Below are 10876 nucleotides of genomic sequence, written 5' to 3'. Positions count from 1 at the left end.
ATTTAAAAACACTCAACATGTACATGGCATTTTTAGATATAATTTATCATAGAAAATGCCTAATCACTATTTAATAATGAAGTCTATAATTTAAAAAATTATATATGTTTTACAGGAACAGAGAGAATGAATACTATTGGTAATTTATTATTTGAATATAGAAAAAAACATCAGTTAACCCAGCAGGAACTGGTAGAGAAACTCTCACACCATTCAAATCATTTTCATGCACTCAACAGTGTGACACTCAGTCGTTGGGAAACAGGTACGACTTCTCCAAGTTTAAAAAAGAAACATACTCTGTTATGTTTCTTTTTTAAACAAGGGGCTTTTGAAAGTGGTAAATGTTATGAGATCATCCATGAAAGATATAAAAATCTATCTATGCCCTTGGAAAAAGTATTTATAAAGAACTATCAGGCACTCATAGGGAATTTACCCGAACGAATACACCATGAACATACTTTCTATACATTAAAAGATTTTCCACATAAACAAGAGCATATAGAACATATTATTGACATAGAAACTGCCTCTAATACTTCAGATTATTACAGAATCACCCCTCAGGTTTTAGAAGAATGGAGTCAACATGCCTCCAACCTGTGTATTATCTGTGAACATAAAAAGCAGCACTTAGGGCATTTTATTATGCTGAAAATAAAAAACAGGGTTGCCAAGGAGATCGCATATAACGATAGAAGTGAATTCATGTTACATAGAGAGGATTTCTGTATGCCCCATGAAAATGGTACATATTATATTCATGCACTTTACGGAAGAAGTCCAAAAATAGCTGCCATACTCAGTGTATATGGATATTTGCATCTTCTTGAACATCTGGACAAAACTGATAATGTTATGATCTTCAGTACAAGAACAGACGGCGTACTGCTTACCAAGGACTACGGTATTAAAACTGTTGCCAACGGGAAAAATGCAGAGTATGGATTCAGCTGGCATGGGATGCTCTCACCTACACCAGATATTCTCTTCTCCGAAACCGTTTTAAAATTGGTTTTCTAAAAAATATTTTATTTATATCTGATAATATCTTTGGGTTCTTTTGCATTGAATTCATAATCAAGAATTTTCATTTTAGCAGAGTGTAAAAGTACTCTTTTTGACTGTGTTCTGCTCCCATACTGTTCATCCCCTATAATAGGATGTCCCACATGGGCAAGGTGTACACGTATCTGATGGGTTCGTCCGGTAGTGATCTCTATATGTACTTTAGACTTTTTACCCTGTATCTCTTCTGGTTTTACCAAAGTATGTGCTTTTTTACCTCGTACAGGATCTATCACTGAAAATGCTTTTCCTTTTTTAATCGTAAAAATAGGTTCATCTATCTCAATATTTTCATAGATCACCCCATCTACCCATGCGACATAGTGTTTTTCAACCCTGCGGCTTTTAAACTCATTAATCGCCTGATTGATAAATGTTCTGTTCTTCCCAAGTAACAATACACCTGAGGTATCTCTATCCAGTCTATGTAACAACTCTGCACCCTCTATGGCATCCTGTATATCATAACTGTCCACCTGTGCCGGTTTATTGATAGCAATAATATCTTCATCCTGATAGAGTATCTCTATATCTTCCGGGTATTCAATACGGAAATTCGCTTCTGTACTGATCTGGGCTCTTGCAATCTTTACTTTTTTATCTTCCACAAAAACAAGACCTCTGTCTATAAGCTCTTTTGCTTTTTTGTTTGAGAGTTCTTTTTGTTCTGCCAATACTTTATATGCTTTATCTGTAGCCATTTTCTTCAATCCAATTCATAAATTTATCACTCAGTGGGAATTCCACTATTTTTATTTTAGAGTTTTGCCCCGTTTTAAAAATTATATCACTTTTGGGGACTTTAAAACTTTTTGAAAGAAATTTTACCAACTCTTTGTTTGCTGCCCCCTCCACTGCCGGTGCTTTTATACGTATCTTTATTGCATCTTCACCATAGATCTCACAAAACGCATTTTTACTTGCGGAAGGTTGTGCTTTTATGCGTATACTGACTCTGTTATCCTCAATTTTATAAAACATTTTTCAGACTCTCAATAATAGGTGTAATATCGCTCTTATTTTTAATCTTTGTCTCTTTTAACTGAGCATGATGCAAGAGGCTTCGTGAAAGATTTGAAGCTTCCACTACTGTTATCCCCTCCACCGCTTCAAAAATATCTTTTTGGTTAAAGTAGTGTTTTCCAGAGATAATTTTACAACCAAACTGTGCAGCTTCGGCTGCATTGTGCCCACCTATAGGCTCAAATGCTCCACCCAGAATAACAATATCTGAAATGGCATACACATTAACCAGCTCACCCAATGCATCCAGCACCATAATATCACTCTGCATTTTTTTATTTTTAGAATACTGCTGACAAGTAAGCCCTTCTGCTTTTACAAACTTTTCAACCATATCAGCTACCTTTTCAAAACGCTCAGGATGACGCGGTACCACGATGAGTTTTGCTTCACTTTCCTGCTTTTTAAGATCAGCAAAAGCATTCAGGATAAGCTCTTCTTCTTTTTCATGTGTACTTGCCGCACACAAAAGCAGACCTGAGGGCTTCTCCATCACTTGTGAAACAGAAGGCAGTTGTGCAAGTTTAATATTCCCTGTGACTAAAACTTTTTTTGCTCCCAGAGATACCAAGCGCTCTTTGTCCAACTCTGTTTGAGCATACACTTCATCTATCTGTTTAAATATCTGTTTGTACAACCAACCCATTTTTTGATATTTAGGAAAAGAGCGGTCACTCATACGTGCATTGATGAGTAACGTCTTAGCCCCTCTTTTTTTTGCCAAAGCAAAAAGAAGATACCAAAACTCCGCTTCCATCACTATCAGTGCTTTTTGCGGTTTGATCCAAGAAAAAAGCAACGGTTCAAAAGGAAGATAGCGACTCTCATCCGTGTACTCTCTTATGACATCAAAGCCTGTATGTGTTGTGGTACTCATGCGTAAAACATTTTCAGGCAGAGCATCTACCAAAGGTTTGATCGCCTTCGCCTCTCCAAAACTACAGGAGTGAAACCAGATACCATCTGCTTTTAGCGGTGTATTGTTCCATAAAAAAAATCTGGCAGGAATTGATACTTTATATTTTGCTTTAAATGTGAAAAAGAAAAGAAAAGGAAGTGCTATGAAGTAGGCAAGAGAAAGAAGAACACTATAGAGAAGTAAAAAAAATTTCTCCATGTGTCATCCCTTTGATATAGAATAGACTTACGCCTCTTCTGTAACACTTTCAAGATAAAGGATACGCCCACAGTGAGGACAATTAACGATTTCATCACCCTTGATTATCTCTGCATATGTTTTATCGTTCAGCTTCATATAACAACCGTAACATGCCTGTTTTTTTACAGGAACAACTGCTGTATTTCCTGCCCAAATACGGATCTTCTCATAAAATGCAAGTACTTTTTGCTCAAGATTTCTACTAAGCTCTTCTCTTGTTACAAAAAGTGCTGCTTTACTTTTTTCAATTTTAGCTTTCTCTGCAGAAACTTCTTTGTTTACTGCATTGAACTCTGTCGTAAGTGTATTTACTTTTTCATTGGCTTCATCAAGCAGTGCTTTTTTTGTTTCATTTATGCCTTGAAGTCTTTCGATCTCTTCATTTGCAAACGTCATCTTCTCTTTGGCAATATCTTCTTCCAAAGAGAGTGCCTTCATCTCTTTTTCTGTAGAGATCTCTTTAAGTTTTTTAGCATTGGAAGCAAGTTGTTCATTAAGAAGTGTTAACTGTTCTTCAAAACCTTTTACTTTAGATTCATTCTCAGTAATAGCCGTAGTAAGTTCATCTAACTCAGCTTGTGCCATATCTATCTTTTTTTGTACTTTTGCTACCTTTTTGTCGGCCGCTTCAATTTGTGGGTTATAACTGTCTATTGCCTGATCATTTTTAGCAAGTTCGATCAGTTCTTTTAAGTGTTTGTTCAATCTTTATCCTTTAGGAGTTTCAGGGTAATACTGCAAGATTTCACAGCATTTTTAACCTATTTTAGTACGTTTCAGTATGAAATGGGTTTTTAGAATTCGCAATTATAGCCAAAATAGGTAAAACTTTCAATTCATCCGCTAAAATCTCTGCAAAAAACTGTTCACTTTCATAATGTCCTATGTCCACCATCATCAGATCTTCACTTATCGCTTTCATCGCATCATGGTATTTAATATCCCCGGTAAGAAAACAGTCTGCCTCTACTTCATCTATGAGTGAAGCTCCGGAACCCGTACAAAGTGCAATAGAAGTGATCTTCTCTTTTTTACCTACGACTTTGAGTGTAGGCAAGTTGAGTTTTTCTTTTATATGCTTCAAAAGTGCCTTGTACTCCCACTCCCCTTCTGCTGTACATAAAAAATCATTTTGAGATGCCATAGGAAATCCTAAAATATTTTCAAATACATATTTATTGAGATGTGTCTGATCAAAATTGGTATGCAGGGCGATACATGACTGATTTTTCAGAATCATTTTCTCTAGCAGATTAGAAGGGTATTTGGCAAAGTCAAGCTGTGTTAGTTTATCAAATATCAAAGGGTGATGCACCACAAAAAGTGTTCCCTCTTCTGCCTTTTCTATCATATCGGCATCAACATCCAAGGAGAGAACTATTTGAGAGATTTCACGATTTAAGTCACCTACGATCAACCCGGAATTATCCCATTTTTTTTGGAGTTCAAAAGGGCTTATTTTGTCTAAATGTATGTAGATTTCTTGTAGTTTCATAACCGCACCCTACGCTTTCACCCTTTTATTACGCTCTTCCTCTTGTTCTTTATACAATTGTGCACACCCAATAGAAAGCTCGCGTACCTTTAATATGTAGTTCTGTCTCTGAGCCTGAGAAATGGCTTTTCTGGCATCAAGTACGTTAAAAGCATGTGAAGCAAGCATACACTGGTCGTACGCAGGCAAAGGAAGTCCCGCATTTAAACAGACTTTACATTCGTTAGAAGCATCTTCAAAATGTTGGAATAGGTTCTCAACATTGGCAACTTCAAAGTGGTACCTGGAGAACTCATACTCTGTCTCTTTATGTACATCTCCATACGTAGTCACAGTGTCACCCATTTTATTCCATACGAGGTCATAGACCGAGTCTACTCCCTGTAAGTACATGGCCAGTCTCTCTGTACCATAGGTAATCTCCACTGCCACTGGATCACAGGCGATACCACCTACCTGCTGAAAATAGGTAAACTGTGTTACTTCCATACCATCAAGCCACACTTCCCAGCCAAGCCCCCAGGCACCAAGTGTTGGTGACTCCCAGTTGTCTTCAACAAAACGGATGTCATGCTCTTGCAGATTCAGTCCTAAATATTCAAGCGATTTAAGATAAAGCTCTTGAATGTTGTCAGGGCTAGGCTTAATGAGTGCCTGAAACTGATAGTACGCGCCAAGTCTGTTAGGGTTCTCTCCATAACGTCCATCAGTAGGACGGCGGCTAGGTGCGACATACGCAGCAGACCAAGGCTTGGAGTCAAGACTTCTCAGCAGTGTTGCGGGATGAAAAGTTCCTGCACCTGAGGGGATGTCATAAGGTTGTACAATATTACAGCCCTGTTCTGCCCAAAATTGTTGGAGTTTTAATAAAAGTTCACTAAATGTTATGGCATTTTTATTCATTTCTAAATTTCTACTTTCTCATTTTATAATATAGTTTCTATCTCAGAAGAATCAAGTTCTACTTTTTTCGCTTTTGAAATTCTGTCTTCCTGGAGTTTGATTTTAAGTTCATCATCCTGCAATGCCATAATTTGAATCGCCATATAGGCTGAATTGACTGCTCCAGCTTTGCCAATTGCCAATGTACCTACAGGCATGCCTCCCGGCATCATTACTGTACTAAGGAGTGCATCTTCTCCTCTAAGCTCACCCGATGCCATAGGAACACCGAGTACTGGTTTGGTTGTGCTTGCAGCCAATGCACCGGCCAAGTGCGCTGCCATACCTGCAGCTGCAATGAAAACCTGTGCTCCTTTTGCTTCAGCCTCTTTCATATACTGTTTAGTCCTCTCAGGACTCCTGTGTGCCGATGATATAATAAGTTCATACGGTACACCAAATTTTTCCAATGTAACAGCACACTCTTTCATCACAGAGTAGTCACTCTTACTTCCAATGACAATAGATACAAATTTCATTTACTTTCTCCTACTTTTATTTTGGTTCCAGATTCATGGGTGTAGACTCATTTATAAGCCCTTTTTTCTCCAATGCCTCTGCAATCTTACGACGTAAGATCGTATATCCCGGTAGCTCAGTAGGCAAAAGAATATCATTAACATTCCCACTGTGTACACACTCTAACTCTTTACCCTCTTTGGTTGTAAGCTTTCTAAATGTCAACCAATACTGCCCAGATACCTCATCTATCTTACCTATCTCATTATCTACCAATTCAACCTTAGCTCCCACAGGCAAGACGATCTCTACTGCATCACCGATGCACGTTTTGTCTTTACATTTCCAGGTATGCCCATCTTCACTGACAAGCCCTGCAACCTGATGGGTACCATACTGAATAGAGAAACTGTGTGCCTGTGTATCATTTTTTTCAAAAGGACGAGAAGTAAGATAGGCATCGGTAAAACCACGGTTTTGTGTAGTATGAAGCTCTCGTTGGTAGCGTTTTGCATCAAAATCACCTGCATAGTAGTCATCAATGGCATGCCTGTATGCTTTGGTGACAACCCCTGCATAATAAGGTGATTTTGTTCTACCCTCGATTTTCAATGAATCTATGACACCACTTTGCATGATTTCATCAATATGTGAAGCCATATTCATATCTTTGGCATTCATAATATATGTCCCCACATCTTCTTCTTCGTCAAGTCTGAAAGTAGTACCGCTCTCAGGATTATGCGCATAGATCTCATATGGGAAACGGCAGTCATTGGCACAACTTCCTCTGTTTGGCACACGACCTGTTTGCAGTGCAGAGACCAGACATCGTCCACTGTAGGCAAAACACATAGAACCGTGTACAAATACCTCCAGTTCCAGATCCGGAAGGTGTGCTTTTATCGCTTCACAATCTTTAAGACTTATCTCACGTGCCACAATAATACGCTTTACGCCAAGATCATAATAGACCTCTGCATCCATAGCATTCATTACATTTGCCTGAGTAGAGAGATGAATAGGAATACCAGGAGCAATCTTAGCTGCGATCTTTACCACGCCAGGACTTGAGACAATGAGTGCATCAGGCTTCAATTCTGCTATTTTAGCAATGTGGTTCTCATAGAGTTTCATTTGTGAATTAAACGGAAAAGAGTTTACAGTAGCATAGACTTTTTTGTCTCTTGCATGGGCATACTCTATGCCTTTTGCATATGATTCCATATCGAACTCTTTGCCCGAACGAATACGCAGTGAAAAGGTACTGGTACTGCCATAGACAGCATCTGCACCATAATTAAGAGCAATCTTCAGCTTCTCTAAATTTCCCGCTGGTGCTAAAAGTTCTACTTTGTTCTGTTCAGTCAATGATATTCCTAAGATAAAATGTATTAATTTTGCTCTTATTTTATCTTATTAGTAGTAAAAAGTAGGTTTTACTCATACCATTTATTCTCAATAGCCTCCAAATCTGTACGTAAAACCTCTTCAATGATCTTTTGGTTGATCAAAAATACTTCTACAACATCCGGATTGAACTGTATTTTACCTCTTGTTTTAATATAATCCAGAATCTTTTTATACTCCCAGGCTTTTCTCCCAGGTCTTTCCCTATAGAGTGCGCCTACTGTATCTGCTACTGCAACGATCGCTGCAGAAATATCTATCTGTTTCTCTTTCAGACAACGGGGGTATCCTCCACCATCCCACCACTCATGATGTTCTGCAGAAATAACAGCAGCCATATCTGTTGTTAAAAAATTTTGGGCGATCAAAATATCATATCCTGCCCGTGTATGTTCTTTAACGATTTCAAATTCTTCAAAACTGAGTTTTTCATCTTTCTCATACACGTCACTACAGATTATAATATTACCAATATCATAAATACGCGCTGCCTGTTCAAGACGACTACAATATTTCATTCCCAAACCTAACGATTCCCCCAGTATTCTACTGATCTGCGAAGTTTGGCGAATTTGATTCTGATCTTTACCATGAGCACTTAATGCTTCAACGAAAAGATCGATGATCTCATTTTCCTGTATAGATTTTTCTGTATGTAAACTACGTATTTGACGTATTTTTGTTTCTAATGTAGTAAGGTTTTCCAACCTGATTATATCCGATCTATCCCTATACATGTATCCATTCAATTGATATCCTTTTTATATAAATTTCAATCATAGAAAAAGTAAGGATACGTTTACAGAAATGTAATGCGTTCCATTGGTAACCCGGCTGACTCCTATAGTAAATTTTTTATACAAAGTCCCGTGGCTTTCCGTCCTTACCTCACGATAAGTTTGGCTTTTTCAATACGATAGTGAAAGTATAAAACAAAATTGTCAAAAAATTGTCAATTATTATGGTAAACTAAGTTAAAAACAACAAAAGTAAAAAAGATGAAAATAGATCTGCATAACCATACCACACGTTGTAACCACGCAGTCGGAACAATAGATGAATATATTCAAAGAGCTATAGCATTAAACATAAATGTTTTCGGTTTTTCCGAACATGCACCCATGGACTTTGATGAAAAATACAGGCTGCCATTCTGTGATATGGATGCCTATGTGAACGATATAATTACAGCCAAAGAAAAATACAAAGATCAAATTGATATTCTTTTAGGATATGAGGTCGATTGGCTTCCGGGACATATGGATGAACGTGTACTCTATGCTGATGTGGATTACCTCATAGGATCCGTACACTTTTTAGACAAATGGGGATTTGACAATCCGGAATTTCTCAGCGGTTGGAAAAACAAAAAGATAGATGAGATATGGAAAGCCTATTTTGATGCAACACAAGCCATGGCAACGTCTGGAAAATTTGACATAGTAGGACATCTTGATCTTATTAAAGTCTTTAAGTTTATGCCAAAAGAAGATGTCAAGATCCTGGCAAAGGATGCACTTAAGGCGATTAAACGATCAGATATGGTCATCGAAATAAATACTGCAGGTCTACGTAAACCTGTAGGAGAAATGTACCCCTCTCGAGCTTTGCTTGAGAGTGCTTATAGTTTGGATATACCTATTACCTTTTCTTCAGATGCCCATGCAATTGAACAGATCGGTGCAGGTTACGACCTTGCTGTCACACTTGCAAAAGACATTGGTTATAACAAAGCTGTTACTTTTCAAGGACGAGATAAACAATTGGTTACTTTTTAGGCAAAATTTCTGACTATATTTATTTTATAATGGTTATAATCTAAAGATAAATTTTAATTTAGGAGAATGACAACATGGGTAAATTCGTAAATAACTTAGCAGAATTTAACAAATACTGTGAAGAAAATGAAGTAGAGTTTGTAGACTTTAGATTTACAGACATTAAAGGGGCATGGCACCACATTTCATACAGAAGAAGTGCGGTAGATGATGATATGCTTGAAGCTGGTGTACCATTTGATGGTTCATCCATTGAGAATTGGCAGCCGATTAATGAGTCAGATATGATTCTTAAGCCAGATGTTGGTTCTGCATTCCTTGACCCATTCACAGCTGACAGCACAGTGATCGTCATCTGTGATGTCTATGACATTTATAAAAATGAGCTTTATGCCAAATGCCCAAGAGCTATTGCTAAAAAAGCATTGAAAGCACTGGATGATGCTGGTGTAGCTGATGCTGCTTACTTTGGTCCTGAGAATGAATTCTTCATCTTTGATGATGTAAAAATTGTTGACAATGACAACCACCAGTCATTCAAAGTAGAGACAGACGAAGGTCACTGGGCTGATGCTGAAGATTATGGAGAGTATGGAAACATGGGTCACAGACCTAGAATCAAGGGTGGTTATTTCCCTGTTATGCCAACAGATTCTGCTGTAGATTTAAGAGCTGAAATGATGATGCTTCTTGAAGAAGTAGGTTTAGAAGTTGTACTTGGTCACCATGAAGTAGCACAGGGTCAACACGAAATCGGTATTGTTTACTCAGATATCATCACTGCTGCAGATAATGTACAAAAGTACAAATATGTTGTAAAAATGGTTGCACACCTTAATGGTAAAACTGCGACATTTATGCCAAAGCCTATCTATAATGATAATGGAAACGGTATGCACGTTCACCAATCACTCTGGAAAGATGGTGTAAATACTTTCTATGAGGAAGGTGCATACGCAAACCTTTCCAAAACAGCACTTGATTACCTTTCTGGTATCTTCAGACACAAAGAAGCCGTAGCATCATTTACTAACCCAAGTACAAACTCGTTTAAGAGACTGCTTCCAGGCTTTGAAGCACCACGTATTCTTACTTATTCTAGCCAAAACCGTTCAGCTGCTTGTCGTATCCCTTATGGTGCAGGTGCTCCGGCAACTAGAATTGAAACACGTTTCCCAGACTCTACTGCCTGTCCTTACCTTGCATTTGCAGTACTTATGATCGCCGGGCTTGATGGCATCAAAAATGGTGGTTATGATTTAGTAGGTCCATTTAACGAAGACTTATTTGAACTTACAAGAGAAGAGATTGCTGAAAGAGGTATCCCGGAGCTTCCAAACTCATTTAGAGATGCACTGGAAGGTCTAGAAAAAGACCATGACTTCCTAGCTCCTATTATGGATGAAGAGTATATTCAAACCTATGTCGACTATATGTTCGACAGACACGTTGTTCCTGTAGAGGGAAGACCGACTGCACACGAGTACATCACTACCTACTCTTGCTAAAACCTTTCGGGCTTCGGCTCGAAACTCTTTT

Annotated in this window: 12 protein-coding genes and 1 riboswitch; of the genes, 3 read left to right on the top strand and 9 right to left on the bottom strand. The window is 38.1% G+C overall.

Features of this window, described 5'->3' with window-relative positions; genetic code table 11:
- Nucleotides 1-126: 126 nt before the first annotated feature.
- The gene (locus MVE01_RS00920; protein ID WP_472560280.1) at nucleotides 127-1026 is read left to right on the top strand and encodes a helix-turn-helix transcriptional regulator; all 900 of its coding nucleotides are present in this window, start codon (nucleotides 127-129) and stop codon (nucleotides 1024-1026) included.
- An 8-nt stretch (nucleotides 1027-1034) separates the two neighbouring features.
- On the opposite strand, the gene MVE01_RS00915 is transcribed toward MVE01_RS00920, so the two are convergent.
- From MVE01_RS00915 to MVE01_RS00875, 9 genes are all read right to left on the bottom strand, one after another.
- The gene (locus tag MVE01_RS00915) at nucleotides 1035-1772 is read right to left on the bottom strand and encodes an RluA family pseudouridine synthase (protein ID WP_472560279.1); all 738 of its coding nucleotides are present in this window, start codon (nucleotides 1770-1772) and stop codon (nucleotides 1035-1037) included.
- Entirely contained in the window at nucleotides 1759-2052 is a 294-nt protein-coding gene (locus MVE01_RS00910; protein ID WP_472560278.1) for a DUF167 domain-containing protein, read from the bottom strand. Before MVE01_RS00910 ends, MVE01_RS00915 begins: the two co-directional genes overlap by 14 nt.
- Entirely contained in the window at nucleotides 2042-3211 is a 1170-nt protein-coding gene (gene waaA, locus MVE01_RS00905) for a lipid IV(A) 3-deoxy-D-manno-octulosonic acid transferase (protein ID WP_472560277.1), read from the bottom strand. Before waaA ends, MVE01_RS00910 begins: the two co-directional genes overlap by 11 nt.
- A 27-nt stretch (nucleotides 3212-3238) precedes the next feature.
- Complete coding sequence (locus tag MVE01_RS00900; protein WP_472560276.1) at nucleotides 3239-3958, bottom strand: zinc ribbon domain-containing protein; 720 nt, start codon at nucleotides 3956-3958, stop codon at nucleotides 3239-3241.
- Nucleotides 3959-4019: 61 nt separating this feature from the next.
- On the bottom strand, nucleotides 4020-4748 hold the full coding sequence (locus MVE01_RS00895) for a Nif3-like dinuclear metal center hexameric protein (RefSeq protein WP_472560275.1): 729 nt from the start codon (nucleotides 4746-4748) through the stop codon (nucleotides 4020-4022).
- Nucleotides 4749-4757: 9 nt separating this feature from the next.
- Nucleotides 4758-5651, bottom strand: a complete 894-nt coding sequence (glyQ, locus tag MVE01_RS00890; protein WP_472560274.1) for a glycine--tRNA ligase subunit alpha — start codon at nucleotides 5649-5651, stop codon at nucleotides 4758-4760.
- Nucleotides 5652-5674: 23 nt separating this feature from the next.
- The gene (purE, locus tag MVE01_RS00885) at nucleotides 5675-6169 is read right to left on the bottom strand and encodes a 5-(carboxyamino)imidazole ribonucleotide mutase (protein ID WP_472560273.1); all 495 of its coding nucleotides are present in this window, start codon (nucleotides 6167-6169) and stop codon (nucleotides 5675-5677) included.
- A gap of 16 nt (nucleotides 6170-6185) precedes the next feature.
- Nucleotides 6186-7520 carry a peptidase U32 family protein gene (locus MVE01_RS00880; RefSeq protein WP_472560272.1) on the bottom strand — a complete coding sequence of 445 codons (1335 nt, stop codon included), beginning with the start codon at nucleotides 7518-7520 and terminating at the stop codon, nucleotides 6186-6188.
- Nucleotides 7521-7588: 68 nt separating this feature from the next.
- Entirely contained in the window at nucleotides 7589-8308 is a 720-nt protein-coding gene (locus tag MVE01_RS00875; RefSeq protein WP_472560271.1) for an HD-GYP domain-containing protein, read from the bottom strand.
- Between the two features lie 72 nt (nucleotides 8309-8380).
- Nucleotides 8381-8473, bottom strand: a riboswitch (cyclic di-GMP riboswitch).
- Nucleotides 8474-8557: 84 nt separating this feature from the next.
- Here MVE01_RS00875 and MVE01_RS00870 point away from each other — a divergent pair.
- Together MVE01_RS00870 and glnA are read left to right on the top strand one after the other, a co-directional pair.
- Nucleotides 8558-9337: a histidinol-phosphatase gene (locus MVE01_RS00870; RefSeq protein WP_472560270.1), complete on the top strand. Its 780-nt coding sequence runs from the start codon at nucleotides 8558-8560 to the stop codon at nucleotides 9335-9337.
- Nucleotides 9338-9411: 74 nt separating this feature from the next.
- On the top strand, nucleotides 9412-10845 hold the full coding sequence (glnA, locus tag MVE01_RS00865) for a type I glutamate--ammonia ligase (protein WP_472560269.1): 1434 nt from the start codon (nucleotides 9412-9414) through the stop codon (nucleotides 10843-10845).
- The last annotated feature ends 31 nt before the right edge of the window (nucleotides 10846-10876 follow it).

Source organism: Sulfurovum sp. (genome assembly GCA_026990595.1).
Taxonomy (GTDB): Bacteria; Campylobacterota; Campylobacteria; order Campylobacterales; family Sulfurovaceae; genus Sulfurovum.
This window is presented reverse-complemented; position numbering and strand designations above follow the sequence as displayed.